The following is a 22,531-nucleotide window of genomic DNA, read 5'->3' on the forward strand; positions in this document are numbered from 1 at the left end:
TCGAACGGGCCGTGCCGACCGGCGCCTTCGCGATCGCCTCGCCCGTTGACTGGAAGAGCGCCCCCTCCCGGGCCGAACTGAGCTGTCTCGGCACACCTCGCGGCACCGCCGTACGTTGCCCCGGACCGCTACCTCCCCACGACCCGCCCCCTCTCCCCCACTCGCGAGCTAATCTGTCACCATGCCTCGTTACGAATACCGCTGCCGTTCCTGCGGCTCGACCTTCGAGCTGAGCCGCCCGATGGCCGAGTCCTCCGCCCCGGCCGCCTGCCCGGACGGGCACGAGGACACGGTCAAGCTGCTTTCCACGGTCGCCGTCGGCGGCGCGGCCGCCTCTCCTGCTCCGGCCCCCGGCGGCGGCTCAGGTGGTGGCTGCTGCGGAGGCGGGTGCTGCGGTTAACACCGGTCACCGGTAGTTCCAGAGGTACCGGCGGCACCGACAGCACACCGGTGCCGCCGATGGCTTCGGCTTGCCGATGGTCGCTCCGGGGCCCGGGTGCCTGCCTCGGCCTCAGCTCGGCTCCAGGGGTCCAGGCACCGCGGGCCTCGCGCTGAGCCCACCTCCCTGCGCCCAGGGCCCGGCGCCGGTTCGCCACATCCGCCCGGAGCCCGCACCCGCACCCGCACCCGCACCCGCACCCGGCGATCACAGTTTGCGTGCCACCGTCAGTCCGTCTGCCACAGTGAGTATCACCGCCTCTACCCGCTGGTCCGCCATGACGTGGTCGTTGAACTCCCGGATCGCCGCGGCTGCGCCTTTCACCTGCGGGTCGGTGACGGTGCCGCCGAAGAGGACGTTGTCCGCGGCGATCAACCCACCCGGCCGCAGGCGCGGCACCAACTCGTCCCAGTAGGGAATGTAGTTGCCCTTGTCCGCGTCCAGGTAGGCGAAGTCGATGTGCGGCTCGGCGGGCATCGCCCGCAGGGTGTCCAGTGCCGGTGCGATGCGCAGGTCGATCCGGTCCGCCACACCGGCTCTCTCCCACGCTTCACGGCCGTATGCCGTCCATTCCTCGGACACGTCGCAGGAGATCAGCTCACCGTCCGGAGGCAGGGCCTGCGCCATCGCCAGGGTGGAGAAGCCGGTGAAGGTGCCGACCTCCACGATGCGGCGTGCACCGCACAGACGGGCCAGAAAGGCCAGCAGCGGGCCTTGCTCCTGTGCCGACTGCATCTGCGCCTCGTCGGGGAAACGCTGGTAGGTGGTCTCCACCAACTTCCGCTGAACGGCGTCCAGCGGCGGATTGTGCGCGAGGACGTAGTCGTACAGCTCCTCCGTGATCGCGGTGGATTTGCTCTTGGTCACCGGTCCTCCTCAGGCACCCAGATAGCGCAGAACGGCCAGAACGCGGCGAGAGTAGCCCGAAGTGCCCGCCAGACCGAGCTTGTCGAAGATCGCGTTGGTGTGCTTCTCCACCGCGCTCTGTGAAATGTGCAGCCTCCCGGCGATGGCAGCGTTGGTGTGGCCTTCGGCCATCTGGGCGAGCACCTCACGCTCACGAGCCGTGAGCGAGTTCAGCGGATCGGTGCGGCTGCTACGAGAGAACAGGACGCGTACGACCTCCGAGTCGAAGGCCGCTTTGCCGGAGCCGACCCGCTCCAGCGCGTCCAAGAACTCGTCCACCTGTACGACTCTGTCCTTGAGCAGGTAGCCGACGCCTTCACTGTCCTCGGTCAGCAGTTCGGTGGCGTACCGCCGCTCGACGTACTGCGAGAGGACCAGCACACCGACATCCGGCCAACGCTCACGGATCTGCACCGCCGCCCGCAGTCCCTCGTCCGTGTGCGTAGGAGGCATCCGTACGTCCACGACCACCACATCGGGCCGCTGCTCCGCCGGCGCGCGCTCCAGCACGGTCATCAGTTCGGCGGCGTCCGCGACCGCGGCTGTCACCTCGTGGTCCTCTTCCGTCAGCAGGCGCACCAGGCCTTCCCTCAGCAGGGTCGAATCGTCGGCAAGTACTACGCGCACGGCAACTCCGCGGTGATCGTGGTCGGTCCGCCGATCGGGCTGTCCACCCGTAACCGGCCGTCCAGGGCGGCGACCCGGCGTGCCAACCCGACCAGCCCGCTTCCCGAGGCATTCGCACCGCCCCAGCCGTCGTCCTGGATCCGGACGGACAGCATGTTCTCGTCCCGGCCGACAATGACGGTTATCCCTTCCGCGCACGAGTGTTTCACCGCGTTGGTCACCGCCTCGGAGACGACGAAGTAGGCGACGGTCGCCACGGCGGTCTCGGGCTCCTGGGTGAGACGACAGGTCAGCCGGACCGGGACCGCGGAACGCTCCGCGACGGTTTCCAGAGCGGCCTGCAAACCTGCTTCGTCCAACACCGTCGGATAGATGCGCCAGGCGACCTCGCGCAACTCGGTCAGGGCCTGGCGGCTTTCGGCGTGGGCCTGTCGGAGCAGTTCGACCGCATGGGCCTCGTCCTTGCTGCGCACCGCACGGCCGAGCAGCATTCCGAGGGCCACCAGTCTCTGTTGGACGCCGTCGTGCAGGTCGCGCTCGATGCGACGGCGTTCGTCGTTGACCGCGGCGACGACCCCGGCTCGGCTGGAGGCCAGTTCGGCGACCCGGCGTTTCAGATCTCTCTCGTGTGTGGGGCCGAGGAAGTGCCGCGCCAGCCGGGCTTCCAGGGCCGCCACCCCGAACACCGCCTGCAGACTGAGGAAGAGCAGGAACAGGGCGCCCACGCCGGTCTCCGCGACGTCGACCGGATGCTCGACATGGGTGAACGTCCATACCGTCGACGCCCAGAGGACTATGGTCGCCCCCGTGAGCGCGGCGAAGACCACACCCGCGCCGAGAAGTCCCAAGAGCCAGCGGACCGCGAGGTATTTGAGCGCACGCTCGTCGTCGTACCCGTAGGCGAAGTCGGCGCCGCCGAACCGCAGACGGCGGCGCGCCGACTCGATGAGCCACCGGGCCACGGCCATCACCGGCGCGAGCACCTTGCGTCTCCCGCGCGGCCAGACGAAAACGCAGAGCAACGCGAGCCCCGAGAGCACGATGAACGGCAGCTCGACCGCCACCGTGCCCGCGCCGACCAACAATCCGACCGTGAGGCGCATCCCGCGCCGTGCCATCCCCCGCATGATCGAAACGCTAGTGGCTGCGACGACACCGCCGCACTGCGGAAAACCGCAGTGTTCCGTGCGGTTTTCCGCAATGTGCCGCCGCCCGCGGATTTCTAGCGTCGAAGCATGAACGAACACGCGGAAACCAGCTGGATCACCGGGCTCATGGACACGCTCGGCGCACCAGGCGCCGGCCTGGCCATCGCCGCCGAGAATCTCTTCCCGCCCCTGCCCAGCGAGTTGATCCTGCCCCTGGCGGGCTTCGCGGCGGGCCAGGGCCGGATGACTCTGTTCTCCGCTCTGCTGTGGACGACGCTCGGATCGGTACTCGGGGCCCTGGCTCTCTACGGCGTGGGCGCGCTGCTCGGCCGGGACCGGATGCTCGCGATGGCGGCCAAGCTGCCGCTGGTCAAGGTCTCCGACATCGAGAAGACGGAGCGCTGGTTCGAGCGGCACGGCAACAAGGCGGTCTTCTTCGGCCGGATGGTGCCGATCTTCCGCAGCCTGATATCGGTCCCGGCCGGTATCGAGCGGATGTCGTTACCGGCCTTTCTCGTCCTGACCACTCTCGGCAGTCTGATCTGGAATGCGATCTTCGTCCTCGCCGGCTACGCGCTCGGCGAGAACTGGGAGGAGGTGACCGGCTATGTGGACGCGTACTCGAAAGTGGTGCTGGTGGCCGCCGTGCTGGCGGTCCTGGCCTTCCTCGTCGTACGGCTCAGCAGGAGTGGACGGGGGCAGCGACGCCGCGGGTGAACGCCCGCAGGATCTCCTCGCCCGCCACGGCTCCGCGCGCGTCCAGCGCGGTGACGTGGGGAACGTTCCACCCGGAGTCCGCCAGCTCCCCGTGGCCGGGACGCCACCCGCGGTCTGCGGCCAGCAGCAGGTCGGCGTCCAGCAACGAGTCGCCGGCGGCGAGGACCTGCGAGGCACCGGTCCGGCGGACGACTTCGGCGACGGCGGCGCTCTTGGTGAGCGGCTTCGGCACGGCGTAGACCTTCCGCCCCTGGAGCGAGACGGTCCAGCCGCGGGCGTCCGCCCACTCGGCGAGTTCCTTGACCCAGGTCTGCGGCAGCAGCGAGCGCTCGACGACGAGGTAGGCGAAGAGGCCCTCGGCCACGCGTTCCTTGAGCAACCAGGCCGGGTCGGCGGTCCGCAGCAGGTGCGTACGGACCTCGTCGAGCGATGCGCACTCCGCGCTCAGCCGGGCGGCGACGGTGCGCTGCCAGCTCGGGTCGGACTCTCCGTCGACGAGCAGGTGTCCGCCGTTCGCGCAGATGGCGAACCTCGGTGCGGGGCCAGGGAGGTGGATACGCCCGTACTGCTCACGCGTGCGCGTGGTCGTGGGGACGAACGTGGTGGCGTCGGCGAGAACGGCGAGCAGCTCCGCCGCCGTCTCCGTCATGTAGGAGAGCGGCCGGTGCTCGTAGACCTCGACGCAGAGCAGGCGGGGCGCCTCGGCGTCGGGCACGGCCAGGTCCAGTGCGGCGGCCGAATAGATGAGGGTGCGGTCCAGGTCGCTGGCGACGATCGTGCTCACGGCGCGGTCACCGCCTTGCCGTCCGCACCCGTCGCGTCCCGCGTGAAGCGGGGGTGGATCAGTCCGACACAGGTGTAGGGGAGTTCGTCGACCTCTTCGACGGGGACGCCCCGCTGTTCAGCCAGGAGACGCACATGATCGAGATCCGTTCCGGCGCCGCGCCGGGCAAGAATCTTCCAGGGGACGCGCCGGAGCAGTACCCGCGTGGTCTCACCGACACCCGGCTTGACAAGGTTGACGTCGTGGATACCGTACGCCTCACTGATCCGCTCGACCGCGGCCCAGCCCGCCCAGGTGGGTGTCCGGTCGGCCGCAGCCAGTTCCTTCACGTCGACGGCGACCTGGTCGGCGACTTCGTCGAACCGCGCCGCGACGGTGTCGACGAGCACCCGCGAAAGGTCGGCCGGCGCGAGGTCACGGTAGAACTTGGCGCCGTGGAAGTCGTCGGGCCCGACGAGATCGTCGCGGAGTACGGTGCGCGAGATCAGACCGGAGACGGTCGAGTTGAGGCACGCCGAGGGGATGAGGAAGTCGTCGCGGGTGCCGTAGGTGTCCACGCAGCCGCCGGGATCGGCGAGGACCGCGATCCGCGGGTCGAAGCCGGGGAAGTCGCTCAGCGCCTGGGCCAGTTCCCGGGTGATGGCGCCCTTGCCCGTCCAGCCGTCGACGAAGACGATGTCCGCCGGATCGTGGTGGGCGGCGAGCCAGCGCAGTGCGGTGGTGTCGATGCCACGACCGCGCACGATCGAGACCGCGTAGTGCGGCAGGTCGAGCCCGTGAGCGTGCAGGGCCCAGCGGCGCATCAGAACGCCCACCGGGGTGCCGGCGCGGGCCAGCGAGACCAGTACCGGACGGGCGGAGCGCTCGGCGATCACCGTTTCGGTGACGGCACCGACCGCCCGCGCGATGCGGCCGGCAGAGGCCTCCAACGCACTGTGGAACAGCGCCTGGTACTGCTCGCTCGGCTGGTATTCGACGGGCAGCGACTCGGCATAGTGGGCGCCACCTGCCTGTATCGCTTCCTCGCGCTCCTCCGTCGGCGCTTCGAGGGTGATCGAGGACAGATCCTGGAGCAGCCAGCCGACCTCGTCGGGGGCGTAGGAGGAGAAGGCGGGGCCGCGCAGCGGCTCGGGGAGGGGCATCGGTCAGACCTGTCGTCGCGTGGCGTGGGACGTGTGCTTCGGGGTGGGCTCCGGCGTCTGCGGCAGCGTGCCCGCCGGTGTGTAGGAAGGGATGACGGCGAGGAGCAGCCGGTCGGTGTGCTCGGCGAGTCGGCCCAGGAGGCCGTCGGCGCCGTGGAGTTCCGGGGTGTCGCCGTGCGAGTCGGTGACGGCGACGACCGCGTCGAAGCGCCGCTGCGGGTCCGCGCCGGCCGCGACGTTGTACGCGTACCGCTCCCCCGGTCCGTCAGCCGGCCGGTCGTGGGCGGGGAAGGCCAACCGGGTACGTATGGCGTAGCCCGGGTCGTCCACGGCGAGGACCGGGGAGCGGGTGGTGGTCGAGAAGTACACCTCGGCCGATGTACTGGCCTCCAGGGCTCCGGCGAGGCGCAGCGGCGCGTACATCAGCTCTTCGTTGCCGAGGACCAGTACCCGGCGGGCGCCGGTGAGGCCATCGGCGATCCGGGTGGCCATGCCGGGCAGCGCCGTCTCCAGGCGGGACCGGTGGGCTGCGGTGAAGCCGTGGCGCCCGCCATCCGGAACGCCCTCCGGCCAGTCCAGGTCGATCCGCACGGCTTGCACCGGGCCGCTCGGGGCCACGGGCGTGTCCGAGGCTGCGTCCCCGGCCTCACGGCTGCTCCCGCTCTCGCCACTGGCACTGCTGCCCTCCCCGGCGCCGGCCGCCGGGGCCCCCGAAGCCCGGCTCGCGGGCATCGGCACGGGCGTGGGCGTCGTGTGCTGATGGGCGGCTACGAGGGCTTGGCCGCGTTCGAGGACGTCGGCCGGGAGTTGTACGCCGCCGGCGGCCAGGGCGATGAGGTCGACCCGTGCCCCGAGGTCTGCGGCGAACTTCCGCAGCCGGCCGCGGTCCGTGTCCGAGCGCATGTCGACCAGGGCGACGACGACGTACCGCTCGCGGGGGAAGCGGGCGTGCAGCGCCTTGATGGTGTTCAGGACCGTGCGGCCGGTGGAGAACTCGTCGTCGACGAGGACCAGGGGGCCGTCGCCGGCCAGCAGCGCCGGGTCCTCCGGGAGCAGCAGGTGCGAGGTCGCGTGACTGTGTTCCTCCTCGAAGCCGCCCGCCTGCTCGACCCCCGCGACCGGCCGCCGTGTGGAGTGCAGATAGGGCGCGAGGGCCAGACCGTCGGCCACGCTGTGCCCGAGTCCCGTGGCGGTCTCGGCGTATCCCAGGACGACGGCGCGCGCCGCCTCGGTGTCGCCGAGCAGTTCACGGACCTGGCGTCCGAGCCCGAGACCCGCGCCGTAGACCGTGTCCGGCCGCTGCGGTACGTGCTTGCCGAGCACGTTCGACACGAGCAGGTGCGCCCGCTTGGGATTGCGCCGCAACGCCAGCCCGAGCAGCCTGGGCAGCTCCGGCCCGCCGCTCAGCGAGACTCCGAGCCGCTGGGCGACCCACTCTCCCGTCCACACCACTGTGCCCGTCTCCTTCGTCTCTTCCGCCGTCGTCATCGTCCGTTGCTTCCTGGACGTCGTCGGCCCGGTGGGGCGGTGACCGCCAGGCTCGAACCGTTCGCCGTCTCAGGTGTGCGGAAGGCCGGCCGCCAGCAGTTCCACGAAGCCGACGCCCTCGCGGGCGACGCCGAACACCTCGGCGCGCAGCAGGGTCCGTTCGGCCCAGGCGCGATGCGGCTTGATCTCGTTCATCTTGTTCGTGTACGCGGAACGCAGCACGCCGCCGGCGCCCCGCTCGGGCCGCAGGATGTCCACGGCGTCGCTGAACTCCTCATGGCTGACGACCGAGAGGGCGTGCACCGGGGCCACGTGCGAGGGGTGGATGCAGGTCTTGCCCTGCAGGCCGTTCGCGCGGTCGAGTTCGATCTCGCGCAGCAGGCCGTCCATGTCATGTTCGATCAGAGCCGTCCGGAGTTCCTCCGCCCTGCCGAGGAAGGGGCTCTGCCGCAACTGCGGCTTGAACATCCGCTCGTGCAACCGGAAGTACTCCCACACCGGGCCGGTGACCGTGAAACCGGTGCCGTCCGCCCGGCCGAGGACGTTCACCACGTCGGCGATCACGGAGGCGACGATCTGCACGTCGTACGCGGTCATGTCGGGGGCCCGGCGCAGGCCGTAGGCCGAGCAGAAGTCGGTGACACCGAGACGCAGCGCCAGAATGCGGTCACGGTACTTGTCCACCGTGCGCGCGATGCCCCGCAGTGTCTCGCCGCGGCTCTCCAGGTGGAGGAGGTCGGGCGATTCGAGCACCGGCATCGCGAACAGCCGCCGCCCGCACTCCCCCTCCGCGCCGGTCAGCGCCTCCAGGAACGGGACGCCTCGCTCCTCGGTGAACTTGGGCAGCACGAATCCGGACAACAGTCGCACGTCACGACCCAGTCGGCGCACCAGGTCGGGAATCTGCGCGACCGCGCGCACCCGGATGAACAGCAGCGGGAGGACCGTACCGTTTTCGACCTCCTCGCCGAGGGCCGCGAACTGCCGTACGAGGTTCTCCTCACCGGCGGTCACGTCCGCGTCGCTGATGGAGTCCTCCAGGCACAGCACCATGGACACCACTCCACGTCCGGCCTGTTTGACGATGTCCTCGGCGAGCCGTGGACGGGTGGCCGGGCTGTAGAGCGTCGCGCCGAGGGCGACCGAGAGCATGCCGGGCGGGGAGTCGGCGGTGAACTCGGCCGGCTCCTGGTGGAACAAAGCGTTCCGGATATCGGGCGCAAGATGCCCAAAGTGACGCATAGAACTCCCCGTGAGCAGGCGGGGCCGGGGCCACCCCGCGGCGACTCGCTGTCTGGATCCGGCCGGTAATCGTACGTGCGGCCGTGAGGAGAAAGTTCCCGCCCATGTGAAAAGCACGTAACCCGCACACGACGGCCAGGTGTCGCGGGCACCGGGCGGGCCACGCCGGGACGGCCCCCGCGTTGTCCCCCCGACCTCCGGGAAGGCAGGATTACGGACATGACGCACGCGATGCTGAAAGGGTCCAACGTACCCCTCGACACCACGGCGGTCCGGGCCGTCCTGCGCTGGGCCCCCGGCGCGGGAGTGCCCGATGTCGATGCCTCGGCCCTGCTCCTCGGTGCCGACGGACGCGTGCGTTCCGATGCGGACTTCGTCTTCTACAACCAGCCACGGCACCCCAGCGGCCTGGTGCGGCACCTGCCGAAGACGCAGCTGGCCGACGGAGTGGCGGACACCATCGAGGCGGACCTGTCCGGACTTGAGGCGTCGGTGGACCGTGTCATGCTCACCGCATCGGCGGACGGCGGAACCTTCGCGCACGTACGGGATCTACGCGTCCTGCTGCACGACGCCTCCTCGTCGGACGACGAGCCGGTCGCGGTCTTCGACGTAGTGCCGGAGACGGGCAAGGAGACGGCCCTGATCTGCGGCGAGTTGTACCGGCGCGGAGACCGGTGGAAATTCCGTGCGCTCGGGCAGGGTTACGAGAACGGGTTGATCGGCCTGGCCACCGAGTTCGGGATCTCGGTGGAGGAAGAGGACGAGTCCGCGGTGCAGGAAGCCGGTGCGACAGTCGGCCCGACAGCGGCCGCGTCGTCGGCCGCCACCGCACCCGCAGAGGGCTCCGGCACCGGAGCCGTCGGGGCCGGTGCCGGGTCCGGCGAGGCGGAGGGTCCGGCGTCCCCTGCGGACCCCGAGGCCGCGACACAGCACCTTCCCGACCCGAGCCCGAGCCCTGGCCAGAACCAGGCGCCAGCACCGGCGCCGACGCCCCCCGCCGCAGGCCAGGCACCGGCGGCCCCGGACTCCGGTGTGCAGTCAGAACCGGACTCGTTTCCACTGCCGCCGCCCACCGCTCCGCCCTCGACCGCCCCGCACGCGGCTGCGGCGTTCCCGCCTCAGCCGCAGCCCGCCGGCGGGGGTTACGGCTATCCGCAGCACGCTCCGAACATCCCGCCGCCTCCGACGCAGCCCCCGGCTCAGCCCGCGTACGGATACCCCGGTCCGACGCCGCAACAGCCACAGCAACCCCAGCCCTCGTACGGCTATCCGCAGCCTCCACATCAGCCTCAGCACCAGCCGTATCCGACGGGCCCCATGGCTCCGGCCGTCCCAGCGCCTCCGGCCTACGGTTACCCGCAGCAGCCGCCCGGCCCCGGCCCGGCTCCCGGGCCCGGGCTGGACCCGAACTTCGTCCTCCCGCCGCAGGGGCCGCAGTTCCAGCACCGCTGACGGGCGGGCGGCAGTCCGTCACCGCTCACCCGTCACCGGCCGGCCGCTCACTCGTGGACGGCTACTCGTCACCGCTCAGGGTTGTGGCGCCCGGCGGCAGCTTCGTTCGGGACAGCCGTAACGGGGCCATGGCCGCCCCTTGCTCGGCGTGGAGTGAAGAGTGAGTGGAGTGGAGGGTGAGCAGACCCCAGGGGCCTGCCCTCACACGGCTGGCCCACAGCCGACCGTCCGCAGCCGGCCGTCCACAGCCGAACAACCAGCGGCCGGGCGGCCAGCGGACTGGGCCGCCGGATCGCCGGGCCAGCGGGCTGGGCCGCCGGACCGCCGGGCACAGAGCAGCACAAGGCCGACCGGCCCCAGCCTCAACAGCCGCGAATCCAGGCTCCCGCCCCGCCCTCCACACCAGCCGTAACGTTTCCCCACCCCGCCTCACCAGGCCCCACCCGTACCCCAGGGCCGACGCCCCAGGGTCCCCGGCCCCACCTCACACCTTCGACTTGTACCCTCGCCCCCACTGCAGGCCCCAGCCGTACAGGCGGTCCAGTTCGGACTGGAAGCCGTAGACGTACTTCACCTCGCGGCGGACGGTGAGTTCGCCCTTGTTGTTCTCCAGCATGAAGATGGCGCAGGAGCGGGCCTGTGGCGCGCGTTCGTCGAGGCCGATCTCCACGCGGGGGCCGCTGCTCGGGTAGAGCGTCACGACGGCGTGGGTGCGGTCGAAGGCCGGCGTTCCGTCGTAGATGTAGACGAAGATCAGCAGGCGCTTGATCTCGTCGCGGTGGTCGAGGTTGATGTAGAGCGTTTCGCCGGAGGGCGAGCCGAACCGGTCGTCGCCGCTGAGCTTCACGTACGGCGCGGCGTTGATGTCGCCCAGGAAGTTGCCGAGCGGCTGCACCACGCCCTTGGTGCCGTCCTTGAGCTCGTACAGGCAGGCCAGGTCCAGGTCGATCTTGACGACCGCCGGCCCCTGCGCCTGCACCACCTCCGGTTTGAACATCTTGCCCGGATTGCGCAGCAGGCTGCCGCCACGCTGCGAGCTGCGCATTCCGATGTCGGACGTGCGCATCTGCCAGGACAGGTTGACCCGCAGGTGCCCGGAGGCCGCGCCCTGCTTCGTCAGCGAGACGACCGGATTGCGTTTGGTCAGCTCGACCACGTACGACGCGCCACCGGCTTCGAACTTCGGCGCCCCGCCCCGACGCCAGTTGTCCAAGAACGACACCTTGCCCCACCCCATCGATCCGACCCGGAGGCCGCCCGCCCCGATGGCTCGGCGACCCGACTGCTGCGTGCGTCCCGGCTGTACCGGTGCATCCCGGCTGTGCCGGTTCTCCCCGGCCGTACCGGTTCATCCCGGCCATACCGGTTCCTCCCGGCTGTCCCGGCCGCCCCGCGGCCCGGTACGGCCGCGGGGCGGCCATGGAGTGAGCACTCCATGGCCGCCCCGCTGAGAGCGTTCCTCAATCAGGCCCTCGTCACACTCCGGAGGTGACTTCCGACTTTGCCGCGGAGTCTTCTCCCGTTTTGGCTTCCTTGCGGTTCTTGCGCACGGATGACCAGAAGGACGCGGCGATCAGAACGATTCCGACCAGGCCGGTGATGACCTCGTTGATCTCGTACTTGATCGTGGCGAGCAGGATGACGGCCAGCGCGCCGATGGCGTAGTGCGCGCCGTGCTCCAGGTAGACGTAGTCGTCCAGGGTCCCCCTGCGGACCAGGAAGACCGTCAGCGAACGGATGTACATCGCGCCGATGCCCAGACCCAGCGCCATCTCGAAGATGTCGTTGGTGATGGCGAAGGCGCCGATGACGCCGTCGAAGGAGAACGACGCGTCGATGACCTCCAGGTAGAGGAACAGGAAGAACGCGGCCTTGCCCGCGAGCCCCACGCCCGAGACGGAGCCGCGCTTGGACGACTCGCCGTTCGGACCGGCTTCCTGGCCCGCCACCGCCGGCTTCGCCGCCGAGCCGTTCCCGGCGTCCTCGTCCTCGGCTTCCTGTGCCTCCTCGGCCTCCTCCAGCTTGTCTTCGAAGTAGCCGGAGACGCCACCCACGACCAGGTACGTCAGCAGGCCGGCGACGCCGGACAGGAGCACTGTCGCGCTCTTGTCACCCCCGCCGTGCGCGACGTCGGTGGCCACCGTCATGGCGCCGACGAGCAGGACGACCAGCGCGACGATGACGGACAGCATGTCCAGCTTGCCCATTTTGGCCAGCGGCCGTTCCAGCCAGCCCAGCCACTTGTGCTCGCGCTCCTCGAAGATGAAGTCGAGGAAGATCATGAGCAGGAACATGCCACCGAAGGCCGCGATGGCCGGGTGGGCCCCCGTGACCAGGTGCTCGTACTGCGCCTTGTCGTTGATCGCCAGATTGACGGCCTCGATCGGCCCGATCTTCGCGGTGACCGCGACGATGACGACCGGGAAGACCAGACGCATGCCGAAGACGGCGATGAGAATGCCGACGGTCAGAAAGATTTTCTGCCAGAAGGCGTTCATCTTGCGCAGGATTCCGGCGTTGATGACCGCGTTGTCGAACGAGACCGAAATCTCCAGGATCGACAGGATGCCGACGATCGCTAGCCCCTGCCACCCCCAGAGGACGCCGGCCAAAGCCAGGCCGGCCGCCGTGACGGCGAACGACCAGCCAAAGGTTCTCAGGAGCACTGCCTAACCCAATCCCTCGCTGTATGGGGTCCCCCGCGCGCAGTGCGCGGCGCTTTACGAAACGTTGACCCCGAAGTCTAGAGCGATGCCTCGCAACCCCGACGCGTACCCCTGGCCCACCGCGCGGAACTTCCATTCACCGCTGTACCGGTAGACCTCACCGAAGATCATTGCGGTTTCGCTGGAGGCGTCCTCGCTGAGGTCGTAGCGCGCCAGCTCGCTGCCGTCCGCCTGGTTGACCACCCGGATGAATGCGTTGCTGACCTGGCCGAAGCTCTGGCCGCGGACATCCGCCTCGTGGATCGAGACAGGAAAAACGATCTTGTCGACCTCTTCGGGGACCGTGCTGAGGTCCACGAGAATCGACTCGTCGTCCCCTTCACCCTCACCGGTGAGATTGTCGCCCGTGTGCTCGACCGAGCCGTCCGGGCTCTTGAGATTGTTGTAGAAGACGAAGTACTCGTCGCCGAGCACCCGCCCCGACCTGCACAGCAGCGCGCTGGCATCCAGGTCGAACGGCGCTCCCGTGGTCGAGCGCGCGTCCCAGCCGAGACCGACCATGACCTGCGTGAGATTCGGAGCGGCCTTGGAGAGGGAGACGTTGCCTCCCTTTGCGAGCGTGACGCCCATGGTGTTCGCATCCTCCCCGGTGACGGTGGTGCCGCGGTTGCCCACGGCTTTCATACGGGTTCGTACCTGGCCCGTACGGCACGGACACGGCCCCGGATACGCCATCCTTACGGCTCTCACCTGGACTCCGTGCGGTGCGCGTCCGCCGCGCGCCGGGATCCGGGTACCGCACGGCCTGCGTACGGGCTTCAAGCGCGCCCGGCGTCGTACTCCCCGGACAGGGGGCACGACGCCGGGCGCGAAAGGGTGGTGACTCGGGTCAGACGTTGACGCCGAAGTCCTGCGCGATGCCGCGCAGGCCCGAGGCGTACCCCTGGCCGATGGCCCGGAACTTCCACTCCGCGCCGTTGCGGTACAGCTCGCCGAAGACCATGGCGGTCTCGGTCGAGGCGTCCTCGCTCAGGTCGTAGCGCGCGAGCTCGTTGCCGTCGGCCTGGTTCACGACGCGGATGTAGGCGTTGCGGACCTGGCCGAAGCTCTGCTGGCGGTTCTCGGCGTCGTAGATGGACACCGGGAACACGATCTTGGCGACGTCGGCGGGCACGCCGGCGAGGTTCACCTTGATGGCCTCGTCGTCGCCCTCGCCCTCACCGGTGGTGTTGTCGCCGGTGTGCTCGACCGAGCCGTCCGGGCTCTTCAGGTTGTTGAAGAACACGAAGTTCTGGTCGTTGGCGACCTTGCCCTGGTCGTTGGTCAGCAGCGCGCTGGCGTCCAGGTCGAAGTCCGTACCGGTGGTGGTACGGGCGTCCCAGCCGAGACCGACGAGCACCGCGGTCAGATTGGGGGCTTCCTTCGTCAGCGAGACGTTTCCGCCCTTGCTGAGGCTGACTCCCACGAGTCCTCCCTGGGTTCGAGGGGTACGAATTGCTTTGCGCCCCCATCGTGCATGGCATCAGATCAACGATTTGATCCTAGTGACCGGTTCCCACCGATTACAGGTAGCGGTACGGACACCGCGCCGATGTCGTGGCGGGAGCCGGTCGCGGCGGGAATCAGAGGGTGCCGAGCGCCTTGAGGTAGTCGTTGAGGTCACGGGCGTCGGGCAGGCCGTTGACGACCGTCCAGCGCACCACGCCCTCCTTGTCGATGATGAAGGTCCCGCGCACCGCGCAGCCCTTCTCCTCGTCGAAGACGCCGTACGCGCGCGAAGCCTCACCGTGCGGCCAGAAGTCCGACAGCAGCGGGTACTCCAGGCCCTCCTGCTCGGCGAAGACGCGCAGCGCGAAGGGCGAGTCGTTGGAGACGGCCAGGAGCTGCACGTCGTCGTTGACGAACTTCGGCAGCTCGTCGCGCAGGGCGCACAGCTCGCCGGTGCACACGCCGGTGAAGGCGAAGGGGTAGAAGAGGAGGACCACGGCCTTCTCGCCGCGGAAGTCGGAGAGCTTGATCAGCTCACCGTGCTGGTTCTTCAGCTCGAACTCCGGAGCCTTCGAGCCGACCTCGATCGCCATGGGGACCGTTCCCTTCGCAGACACCGTGCGCGGACGCCTTTGCCGTGCCCGGCGCCGTCACCGGCGTGCGGCGCGGGGCACCGCCGGCAGCGTCCGCTCCGGCGGATTCCAACAGGTTGCGGCCAACCCTACGCGCCGGGGCGCACACGCCGAGCCCCCCACCGGATCATCCGGCGGAGGGCTCGGTACGGAACGTGGGGGGCGCGGCTCAGCGCTTGCCCGACTTGGCGCCCTTGGGGGTGACCAGGCGGCTGCCGCTCCAGTCCTTGCCGGCGTTGATGCTCCTGGTCTGGGACAGGCCTGCGGTCTGCGCGGCTTCGTTGATGTCGCTCGGCTCGACGTACCCGTCGCGGCCGGTCTTGGGCGTCATCAGCCAGATCTCGCCGCCCTCGTCGATCAGACCGATGGCATCCACCAGCGCGTCCGTGAGGTCGCCGTCGTCATCGCGGAACCACAGCACGACGACGTCGGCGACGTCGTCGTAGTCCTCGTCAACGATCTCCTGGCCGATCACGGCCTCAATGGCTTCGCGGAGCTCCTGCTCGACGTCGTCGTCGTAGCCGATCTCCTGGACCACCTGTCCGGGCTCGAACCCCAGCTTGATGGCCGGGTTGGTCCGCTCCTCCGCGTGGTCCGCGGTCGCGCTCACGGATTGCCTCCTGTCATGTTTCGGTAAATGACGTGCACCCACGCGTGCGCGGGGCATTGGGCGTAGTCCACACGGGCCGGGCGGATCGCGCAAGTACCCGGCGGCCGAGACCGTCGAAACGGTGACGTTTACCGCCGTCTCGCCGCAACTGCGACCCCGCACACACGGCAAGAAGTGATTCACCCCACACCCTTTTATTGCCTTTATTACGTTTTGGCGGGGGACTGGGCTCTTTGGGGGGCGGCGCCCGTCACACGTACTTCTTCTCGGGGGTCGCACGACCGTACGGCAACCGGTTCCGGCGTGGGCGTATGGTTGCGATTTGGCCGACCTCAAAAACCGGCCTGCGAGCGCCCGTCTCTTAGGGGGTGGTTACCCACCGGTAGAGATGACGTATCCCGGTGAGCCGGTACACGATGGAAGACGGCGCGACACCAAAGCAGAGCAAGACCGAACAGCGAAGGAACAGCGTGGCTTCCGGATCCGATCGCAACCCGATCATCATTGGCGGCCTTCCCAGCCAGGTCCCGGACTTCGATCCCGAAGAGACCCAGGAATGGCTCGACTCGCTCGACGCAGCCGTCGATGAGCGAGGCCGGGAACGTGCCCGCTACCTCATGCTCCGCCTGATCGAGCGGGCCCGCGAGAAGCGCGTGGCCGTGCCCGAGATGCGCAGCACGGATTACGTCAACACCATCGCGACCAAGGACGAGCCGTTCTTCCCCGGCAACGAGGAGATCGAGCGCAAGATCCTGAACGCGACCCGGTGGAACGCCGCGGTCATGGTGTCGCGGGCGCAGCGCCCCGGTATCGGCGTCGGCGGCCACATCGCCACCTTCGCGTCCTCCGCCTCCCTGTACGACGTGGGCTTCAACCACTTCTTCCGGGGCAAGGACGACGGCAAGGGCGGCGACCAGATCTTCTTCCAGGGCCACGCCTCGCCCGGCGTGTACGCCCGCGCGTACCTCCTGGACCGGCTCACCGAGAAGCAGCTCGACGCCTTCCGCCAGGAGAAGTCGAAGTTCCCCGACGGCCTGTCCAGCTACCCGCACCCGCGGCTGATGCCGGACTTCTGGGAGTTCCCGACCGTCTCGATGGGCCTCGGCCCGCTCGGCGCGATCTACCAGGCCCGGATGAACCGCTACATGGAGGCGCGCGGCATCGCCGACACCTCCGACTCGCACGTGTGGGCCTACCTCGGCGACGGCGAGATGGACGAGCCCGAGTCGCTCGGCCAGCTGTCCCTCGCGGCGCGTGAGGGCTTGGACAACCTGACCTTCGTGGTCAACTGCAACCTGCAGCGCCTGGACGGCCCGGTCCGCGGCAACGGCAAGATCATGCAGGAGCTGGAGTCGCAGTTCCGAGGCGCCGGCTGGAACGTGATCAAGCTGGTGTGGGACCGCAGCTGGGACCCGCTGCTGGCCCAGGACCGCGACGGCATCCTGGTCAACAAGCTGAACACGACCCCGGACGGCCAGTTCCAGACGTACGCGACCGAGACCGGTTCGTACATCCGCGAGCACTTCTTCGGTGACGACCACCGCCTGCGCGCGATGGTCGAGAACATGACCGACCAGCAGATCCAGCACCTGGGCCGCGGCGGTCACGACCACAAGAAGATCTACGCGGCGTACGCGGCGGCCAAGGCCCACAAGGGCCAGCCGACGGTGATCCTCGCGCAGACCGTCAAGGGCTGGACCCTCGGTCCGAACTTCGAGGGCCGCAACGCGACCCACCAGATGAAGAAGCTGACGGCCGAGGACCTCAAGCGCTTCCGCGACCGGCTGCACCTGCCGATCTCGGACAAGGAGCTGGAGGACGGCAACCCGCCGTACTACCACCCGGGCCGCGACTCCGAAGAGATCCAGTACATGCACGACCGCCGCAAGGCGAACGGCGGGTACGTCCCGACCCGTGTCGTGCGGGCGAAGCCGCTGCCGCTGCCGGACGAGAAGGCGTACGCGGGGGCGAAGAAGGGCTCCGGCCAGCAGAAGATCGCCACGACCATGGCGTTCGTGCGGGTCCTGAAGGACCTCATGCGGGACAAGGAGATCGGCAAGCGCTTCGTGCCGATCGCGCCGGACGAGTACCGCACCTTCGGTATGGACGCGTTCTTCCCGTCCGCGAAGATCTACAACCCGCTGGGCCAGATCTACGAGTCGGTCGACCGCGAACTGCTGCTCGCCTACAAGGAGTCGCCGACCGGCCAGATGCTGCACGACGGCATCTCCGAGGCCGGCTGCACCGCCTCGCTGATCGCGGCGGGCTCCGCCTACGCCACCCACGGCGAGCCGCTGATCCCGATCTACGTCTTCTACTCGATGTTCGGGTTCCAGCGCACCGGTGACCAGTTCTGGCAGATGGCCGACCAGCTCGCGCGCGGCTTCGTGCTGGGTGCGACCGCCGGTCGTACGACCCTGACCGGTGAGGGCCTCCAGCACGCGGACGGCCACTCCCAGCTGCTCGCCTCGACCAACCCGGCGTGTGTCGCCTACGACCCGGCGTTCGGGTACGAGATCGCGCACATCGTCAAGGACGGTCTGCGCCGGATGTACGGCGAGAACAGCGAGGACGTCTTCTACTACCTCACCGTCTACAACGAGCCGATCCAGCACCCGGCCGAGCCGGCGGACGTGGACGCCGAGGGCATCCTCAAGGGCCTGTACCGCTTCAAGCAGGGCGAGAAGGGCGAGCACGCGGCCCAGATCCTCGCGTCCGGCGTGGCGGTGCCGTGGGCGCTCGAAGCGCAGCGGATCCTGGCCGACGAGTGGAACGTCAAGGCGGACGTCTGGTCGGCGACCTCCTGGAACGAGCTGCGCCGCGACGCGGTGGAGGCCGAGGAGCACAACCTGCTCCACCCGGAGGAGGAGCAGCGCGTCCCGTACGTGACGCGGAAGCTCGCCGACGCCGAGGGTCCGAAGGTGGCCGTCTCCGACTGGATGCGTGCCGTTCCCGACCAGATCGCGCGCTGGGTGCCGGGCACCTACCAGTCGCTGGGCGCCGACGGCTTCGGCTTCGCGGACACGCGGGGCGCGGCCCGCCGCTTCTTCCACATCGACGCGCAGTCGATCGTGCTCGGTGTGCTCACCGAGCTGGCCAAGGAGGGCAAGGTCGACCGTTCGCTGCTGAAGCAGGCGATCGACCGGTACCAACTGCTGGACGTCGCGGCCGCGGAGGCCGGCGAGGCGGGCGGCGACGCGTAGTCGCCCCCAGGACAGCTGACACCGAGGCGCCCCCGGCCGGAGAGATCCGGCCGGGGGCGCCTTTTCGCGTCGCTGTCACCGGTCGGCCCGGCCCCTCGGTGGCTCCGGGGGCGGGCAGGTGATCACGTACGCCTGCCGCGGGGCCCGCTCAGAACGGTGCCCCGACGGCCGTGGTGGTGATCCGGATGATCGCCAGCACTGTGTCGATCACACCGAGGACGACGGCCACCAGTGCCGGGAGCGCGCTCCCGCTGTTCCACCGGCGGCCCATCGCGAGCCAGCCGAGGAGCACGGACACCGGCCCGAGCACGATGCTCAGGATGAAGAATCCGGCGACCGCGCAGATCAGTCCGATCACGCCCAGCGTCGCGCGGTCCGGCCCGGTCCGAGGCCCCGTCCGGCCTCGTGAGCGGGGGTTGCTCCGCAGGTGGGTCCGCCATCGGGTGCGGCTGTGCTGTCCGAGGCCCGCCATCATCCCTCCCGAGGGTCGCGTGGTTCGGGCTCGGGCTCCGAGTACCCCGCGTCGCCGTACCCACTCCCCCGGTCAGCTCTCCCAGATTTTGAACGCCCTGACCTGGTAAGGGGATTCGGGCACCCAGCTACCCCCGCCCGGGTAGGTGTCGTACTCCCCGGTCTCCTCGCACTCGGCGCTCTGGTACGTGGTGACGGGCCGGCCGGTGCGGTTGGCGAACGAGGCGCCGCGGATGCCGGCGGGCAGCGTGACGCAGCTTTCGATGTCGGTGCCGGACAGTTCGTAGCTCTGCCGCTTGCCGCCGAAACCGCGGCCCGGCCAGACGCAGAACTGACCGGTGGCGCAGTCGCCCGCGGCCGGTCCCGGGTGCGCCCGGGGCCGTTGCTGCGGTGCTCCGTGCGCGGTCGGGACGCCGAGGTGGGCGGCGGCCAGCGCGGCGGCTCCGGTCAGCAGGGCGACGGCGTGGATCGTACGCATGTGCATCACTCCCCCGTGGAGTACGAAGTGGTCTGCCGCGGCGGGGTGGTCCGCCGCGGGCCGGTGATCCGAGCTTGGCCGCGTGCGGGTGCCGGAGCCAAGCCCGCGCCGGGCGTCCCACCCTGATAGGCGACGCGCTGCTGCCGGGCCGTCAACGGACGTACGGCGGCGAGCCGTTGACGTCACTTCGCCTGCGCACGGCCGGGCGTCGTACGCCGGGGTGCGGTAAGCCTCAGGCCCGTACGGAGGACGGCACGCCTGTGGAGAAACGAAACGCGCGGCCGGCCGGAGCGGGAAGCTCCGGCCCGCCGCGCGTCGAGGCGCCCCGGCCGCCCGGCGGACGGCCGGGCACTCAGGCAGTCGGACGGCAGACGTCAGATGTGTCCGACGCCCGCGCCCGCCTCCGCGTTGGCGCCGCGCTTGGTGAACAGCGCGACGACGGCCGCGACGACCGCCACGGCACAGGCGACGGTGAAGGACAGCCCCATGCCCGACACGAACGTGTCGTGCACCGCGGTGCCGATACGGTCGACGATCTGCGGCGTCATGCCCGGGGCCTGGGCCACCTGCGGCGGCACCGCGCCGACCTCGGCGGCGGCCTTGAGCGCCGGGTCCGGCGCTCCCGGCAGCCCGGCCTTGCTCCAGTTGCCCGCGAAGTCCGAGCTGACCTTGCTGGACATCACGGCGCCGAGCACCGCCGTACCGAGGCTGCCGCCGACCTGCATGGCGGCCTGCTGGAGGCCGCCCGCCACACCGGACAGCTCCAGCGGCGCGTTGCCGACGATGACCTCGGTGGCGCCGACCATGACCGGTGCGAGGCCCAGGCCCAGCAGCGCGAACCACAGGGACATCGTCAGCGTGCCCGTGCCGGTGGACAGGGTGGTCATGCCGAACATGGCGACGGCGGTGAAGACCATGCCGCCGACCAGCGGGACACGGGGACCGAACTTGGTGATCAGCGCGCCCGCGGCCGGCGAGCCGACGATCATCATCGCGGTCAGCGGCAGCAGGTGCAGACCGCTGTCGACGGGGCTCAGGCCGTGCACGTTCTGCAGGTAGAAGGTGACGAAGAAGAGGCCACCCATGAAGGCGAAGGCCATCAGCACCATCAGGATCGTGCCGGCCGTCAGCGGTACGGACCGGAACATCCGCAGCGGGATCAGCGGCTCGCGGACCTTGGTCTCCAGGACCGCGAAGGCGGCGAAGACGACGACCGCGGCGGCCAGGAAGCCCAGCGTCTTCGCGTCGCCCCAGCCCCACTCACCGGCCTTGATCAGGGCCCAGATGAGGCAGAACATGGCACCGGAGAGCAGCACGATGCCGGGGATGTCGAAGGAGCGCGGGGCGTTCACGGCGCGGTGGTCCTTGAGGATCACCAGGCCCAGTACGAGGGCGAGGACGCCGACCGGCACGTTGATGAAGAACACCGACTGCCAGTTCACGTGCTCGACGAGGAGACCGCCGACGATCGGGCCGCCGGCGGTGGAGGCGCCGATGACCATGCCCCAGATGCCGATGGCCATGTTGAGCTTCTCGGCCGGGAAGGACGCGCGCAGCAGTCCAAGGGCGGCGGGCATCAGCAGCGCGCCGAAGATGCCCTGCAGCACACGGAAGGTGATGACCAGCGAGACCTCGCTGGACAGCCCGATGGCTCCGGAGGCGATGGCGAAGCCCACCACGCCTATGAGGAACGTCTGCCGGTGGCCGAAGCGGTCACCGAGCTTGCCGGCCGTGATCAGCGAGACGGCGAGCGCCAGCAGATAGCCGTTGGTGATCCACTGGACGTCGGCGAGCGACGCTTTCAGGTCCGCCTGGATGGCCGGGTTGGCGATGGCGACGATGGTGCCGTCGAGGGCCACCATCATCACGCCGATCGCGACGGAGAACAGGGTCAGCCACGGATGGCCCCGGAGTCCCTTGCGAGGCTCCGGTACGGAAAGGTCCGGCGCGGCTTGGGCAACCGGGGTCTGAGAGCTCATTCCACGAGGCTAATGTCAGCCACTGACAGTTGACAAAATAATTCAACAGTCGGTAACTGTCATTTAGCTCACAGGTATTCTGAGCAGCGGCAACAACGAGAAAGGCGGCGCAGGATGACCGGCTCCACGCCGCAGGTGACCCGACCTGAAACCGTCTGGACCGGCGGAGGCGAACCCTCCGGCGGCACCGGGACCGGCGGCCTGCGCGAGCGCAAGAAGCAGCGCACCCGCGACGCGCTGATCCGCTCCGCCCTCGAACTCTTCACGGCGCACGGCTACGACGAGACGACGATCGACGAGATCGCCGAGGCCGTCGACGTATCGCAGCGCACGTTCTTCCGCTACTTCGCCAGCAAGGAGGAGGTCGTCTTCGCCGTCCACGAGATGGTGGAGGCGCGCTTCGTCGAGGAACTGGAACGGCGCCCGGCGGCCGAGACCCCCCTGGAGGCGCTGCACAGCGCCGTGATGACCTCGTGGGACGACCTCGGCGGCGTGATCCAGTCGGTGATTCCGCTCGAACTGCACATGCGGACGTACCAGATGATCGAGTCGACGCCCGCGCTCATGGCCGCCCACTGGCGCCGCTACTCGGAGCTGGAGGAGCAGATAGCCCGGCTCGTCGCGCGGCGCGAGGGCGTGGACGTGGCGACCGACCCGCGGCCGCGGGTGGTGGTCGCGGCGTTCAGCGGCGTGATGCGGGTCGCCGGGAAGGTGTGGGGCGAGGGCGAGGACGTCAGCGTGGAGTCGATCCGCGAGATCACCGAGGAGTACCTGGCGCAGATCGGACCGGCCGTGTGCGGCGACTGGCGCGGCTGAACGGAGAGCCGAGCACCCTCCGGAAGCGACGCGGCCGACCGGAAAGCCGACGCGCGCCCCGGGAGCAGCGCGGCCGACCGGAGAGCCGAGCCCTCCGAAAGCGCGCCCGTCGGAAGCGGCGCGCCCGTCGGCCGCCGAGTGCCTGCCTGAGTCCGTTTCCGCACGTCTGAGCGACGCCCGTTACCGCACCGTGTCCGAAGTGGTCCCATATGACCAGCGTGAAACGTGATATCCCTCACC

Annotated in this window: 19 protein-coding genes and 1 pseudogene; 5 read left to right on the forward strand and 15 right to left on the reverse strand. The window is 69.6% G+C overall.

What is annotated here, in order from left to right; all coding sequences use genetic code 11:
• Window positions 1-181: 181 nt before the first annotated feature.
• On the forward strand, window positions 182-400 hold the full coding sequence (locus ACZ4QV_RS04995) for an FmdB family zinc ribbon protein (protein WP_361143719.1): 219 nt from the start codon (window positions 182-184) through the stop codon (window positions 398-400).
• A 246-nt stretch (window positions 401-646) separates the two neighbouring features.
• Here the strand turns inward: ACZ4QV_RS04995 and ACZ4QV_RS05000 are convergent, their stop codons facing one another.
• From ACZ4QV_RS05000 to ACZ4QV_RS05010, 3 genes are read right to left on the reverse strand one after another with little or no spacing between them, the layout of a single operon-like run.
• Window positions 647-1,306, reverse strand: a complete 660-nt coding sequence (locus ACZ4QV_RS05000) for an O-methyltransferase (protein ID WP_361586581.1) — start codon at window positions 1,304-1,306, stop codon at window positions 647-649.
• Between the two features lie 9 nt (window positions 1,307-1,315).
• Window positions 1,316-1,972, reverse strand: a complete 657-nt coding sequence (locus ACZ4QV_RS05005; RefSeq protein WP_361143724.1) for a response regulator transcription factor — start codon at window positions 1,970-1,972, stop codon at window positions 1,316-1,318.
• Window positions 1,963-3,099: a sensor histidine kinase gene (locus tag ACZ4QV_RS05010; protein ID WP_361145215.1), complete on the reverse strand. Its 1,137-nt coding sequence runs from the start codon at window positions 3,097-3,099 to the stop codon at window positions 1,963-1,965. The genes ACZ4QV_RS05005 and ACZ4QV_RS05010 overlap by 10 nt, the downstream gene beginning before the upstream one ends.
• 108 nt (window positions 3,100-3,207) lie before the next feature.
• On the opposite strand from ACZ4QV_RS05010, the gene ACZ4QV_RS05015 reads away from it, so the two are divergent.
• Complete coding sequence (locus tag ACZ4QV_RS05015) at window positions 3,208-3,837, forward strand: DedA family protein (protein WP_467762588.1); 630 nt, start codon at window positions 3,208-3,210, stop codon at window positions 3,835-3,837.
• Here ACZ4QV_RS05015 and ACZ4QV_RS05020 read toward each other — a convergent pair.
• From ACZ4QV_RS05020 to ACZ4QV_RS05030, 3 genes and pseudogenes are all read right to left on the reverse strand, one after another.
• Window positions 3,800-4,621, reverse strand: coding sequence for an HAD family hydrolase (locus tag ACZ4QV_RS05020; protein WP_467762589.1), 822 nt, complete (start codon window positions 4,619-4,621; stop codon window positions 3,800-3,802). The two genes, ACZ4QV_RS05015 and ACZ4QV_RS05020, sit on opposite strands and share 38 nt — an antisense overlap.
• Window positions 4,618-7,251, reverse strand: a pseudogene (locus tag ACZ4QV_RS05025) (phosphoribosyltransferase). Before ACZ4QV_RS05025 ends, ACZ4QV_RS05020 begins: the two are co-directional and overlap by 4 nt.
• A gap of 69 nt (window positions 7,252-7,320) precedes the next feature.
• Window positions 7,321-8,493 carry an HpcH/HpaI aldolase/citrate lyase family protein gene (locus ACZ4QV_RS05030; protein WP_467762590.1) on the reverse strand — a complete coding sequence of 391 codons (1,173 nt, stop codon included), beginning with the start codon at window positions 8,491-8,493 and terminating at the stop codon, window positions 7,321-7,323.
• A gap of 219 nt (window positions 8,494-8,712) precedes the next feature.
• Between ACZ4QV_RS05030 and ACZ4QV_RS05035 the strand changes: the two genes are divergently transcribed.
• Window positions 8,713-9,948 carry a TerD family protein gene (locus tag ACZ4QV_RS05035; protein WP_467762591.1) on the forward strand — a complete coding sequence of 412 codons (1,236 nt, stop codon included), beginning with the start codon at window positions 8,713-8,715 and terminating at the stop codon, window positions 9,946-9,948.
• Between the two features lie 484 nt (window positions 9,949-10,432).
• Here ACZ4QV_RS05035 and ACZ4QV_RS05040 read toward each other — a convergent pair whose 3' ends face one another.
• The 6 genes from ACZ4QV_RS05040 to ACZ4QV_RS05065 form a co-directional block, all read right to left on the reverse strand.
• Window positions 10,433-11,170, reverse strand: coding sequence for a TerD family protein (locus ACZ4QV_RS05040; protein WP_361586565.1), 738 nt, complete (start codon window positions 11,168-11,170; stop codon window positions 10,433-10,435).
• A 253-nt stretch (window positions 11,171-11,423) separates the two neighbouring features.
• Complete coding sequence (locus ACZ4QV_RS05045; RefSeq protein ID WP_361882544.1) at window positions 11,424-12,614, reverse strand: DUF475 domain-containing protein; 1,191 nt, start codon at window positions 12,612-12,614, stop codon at window positions 11,424-11,426.
• A 54-nt stretch (window positions 12,615-12,668) separates the two neighbouring features.
• On the reverse strand, window positions 12,669-13,244 hold the full coding sequence (locus ACZ4QV_RS05050) for a TerD family protein (protein WP_030023140.1): 576 nt from the start codon (window positions 13,242-13,244) through the stop codon (window positions 12,669-12,671).
• Between the two features lie 259 nt (window positions 13,245-13,503).
• Entirely contained in the window at window positions 13,504-14,079 is a 576-nt protein-coding gene (locus tag ACZ4QV_RS05055) for a TerD family protein (RefSeq protein WP_030023139.1), read from the reverse strand.
• Window positions 14,080-14,236: 157 nt separating this feature from the next.
• Window positions 14,237-14,695 carry a peroxiredoxin gene (locus tag ACZ4QV_RS05060; protein ID WP_031003511.1) on the reverse strand — a complete coding sequence of 153 codons (459 nt, stop codon included), beginning with the start codon at window positions 14,693-14,695 and terminating at the stop codon, window positions 14,237-14,239.
• A 208-nt stretch (window positions 14,696-14,903) separates the two neighbouring features.
• Window positions 14,904-15,344 (reverse strand): DUF3052 domain-containing protein, encoded by a 441-nt coding sequence (locus ACZ4QV_RS05065; protein WP_003979717.1) that lies wholly within the window; start codon window positions 15,342-15,344, stop codon window positions 14,904-14,906.
• A 470-nt stretch (window positions 15,345-15,814) separates the two neighbouring features.
• Here ACZ4QV_RS05065 and aceE point away from each other — a divergent pair, with 470 nt between their 5' ends.
• Window positions 15,815-18,547, forward strand: coding sequence for a pyruvate dehydrogenase (acetyl-transferring), homodimeric type (gene aceE / locus ACZ4QV_RS05070; protein ID WP_361143744.1), 2,733 nt, complete (start codon window positions 15,815-15,817; stop codon window positions 18,545-18,547).
• A gap of 148 nt (window positions 18,548-18,695) precedes the next feature.
• Here aceE and ACZ4QV_RS05075 read toward each other — a convergent pair whose 3' ends face one another.
• The 3 genes from ACZ4QV_RS05075 to ACZ4QV_RS05085 form a co-directional block, all read right to left on the reverse strand.
• Window positions 18,696-19,022, reverse strand: a complete 327-nt coding sequence (locus tag ACZ4QV_RS05075; protein WP_361143747.1) for a small hydrophobic protein — start codon at window positions 19,020-19,022, stop codon at window positions 18,696-18,698.
• Window positions 19,023-19,091: 69 nt separating this feature from the next.
• On the reverse strand, window positions 19,092-19,496 hold the full coding sequence (locus tag ACZ4QV_RS05080; RefSeq protein ID WP_361143750.1) for a peptidase inhibitor family I36 protein: 405 nt from the start codon (window positions 19,494-19,496) through the stop codon (window positions 19,092-19,094).
• Window positions 19,497-19,870: 374 nt separating this feature from the next.
• Complete coding sequence (locus ACZ4QV_RS05085; RefSeq protein WP_361143753.1) at window positions 19,871-21,475, reverse strand: MFS transporter; 1,605 nt, start codon at window positions 21,473-21,475, stop codon at window positions 19,871-19,873.
• Window positions 21,476-21,589: 114 nt separating this feature from the next.
• Between ACZ4QV_RS05085 and ACZ4QV_RS05090 the strand changes: the two genes are divergently transcribed.
• A complete protein-coding gene (locus tag ACZ4QV_RS05090; RefSeq protein ID WP_361143756.1) occupies window positions 21,590-22,291 on the forward strand; it encodes a TetR family transcriptional regulator in 702 nt (233 codons plus the stop codon).
• Window positions 22,292-22,531 lie beyond the last annotated feature (240 nt).

Source organism: Streptomyces sp. NPDC026394 (genome assembly GCF_055567735.1).

Bases quoted from the DNA above. Each gene is read 5' to 3' on its own strand.
- ACZ4QV_RS04995 (WP_361143719.1), top strand. From the start codon at position 182: ATGCCTCGTTACGAATACCGCTGCCGTTCCTGCGGCTCGACCTTCGAG.
- ACZ4QV_RS05010 (WP_361145215.1), bottom strand. From the start codon at position 3,099: ATGCGGGGGATGGCACGGCGCGGGATGCGCCTCACGGTCGGATTGTTG.
- ACZ4QV_RS05015 (WP_467762588.1), top strand. From the start codon at position 3,208: ATGAACGAACACGCGGAAACCAGCTGGATCACCGGGCTCATGGACACG.
- ACZ4QV_RS05030 (WP_467762590.1), bottom strand. From the start codon at position 8,493: ATGCGTCACTTTGGGCATCTTGCGCCCGATATCCGGAACGCTTTGTTC.
- ACZ4QV_RS05035 (WP_467762591.1), top strand. From the start codon at position 8,713: ATGACGCACGCGATGCTGAAAGGGTCCAACGTACCCCTCGACACCACG.
- ACZ4QV_RS05050 (WP_030023140.1), bottom strand. From the start codon at position 13,244: ATGGGCGTCACGCTCGCAAAGGGAGGCAACGTCTCCCTCTCCAAGGCC.
- ACZ4QV_RS05060 (WP_031003511.1), bottom strand. From the start codon at position 14,695: ATGGCGATCGAGGTCGGCTCGAAGGCTCCGGAGTTCGAGCTGAAGAAC.
- ACZ4QV_RS05075 (WP_361143747.1), bottom strand. From the start codon at position 19,022: ATGATGGCGGGCCTCGGACAGCACAGCCGCACCCGATGGCGGACCCAC.
- ACZ4QV_RS05080 (WP_361143750.1), bottom strand. From the start codon at position 19,496: ATGCGTACGATCCACGCCGTCGCCCTGCTGACCGGAGCCGCCGCGCTG.
- ACZ4QV_RS05085 (WP_361143753.1), bottom strand. From the start codon at position 21,475: ATGAGCTCTCAGACCCCGGTTGCCCAAGCCGCGCCGGACCTTTCCGTA.
- ACZ4QV_RS05090 (WP_361143756.1), top strand. From the start codon at position 21,590: ATGACCGGCTCCACGCCGCAGGTGACCCGACCTGAAACCGTCTGGACC.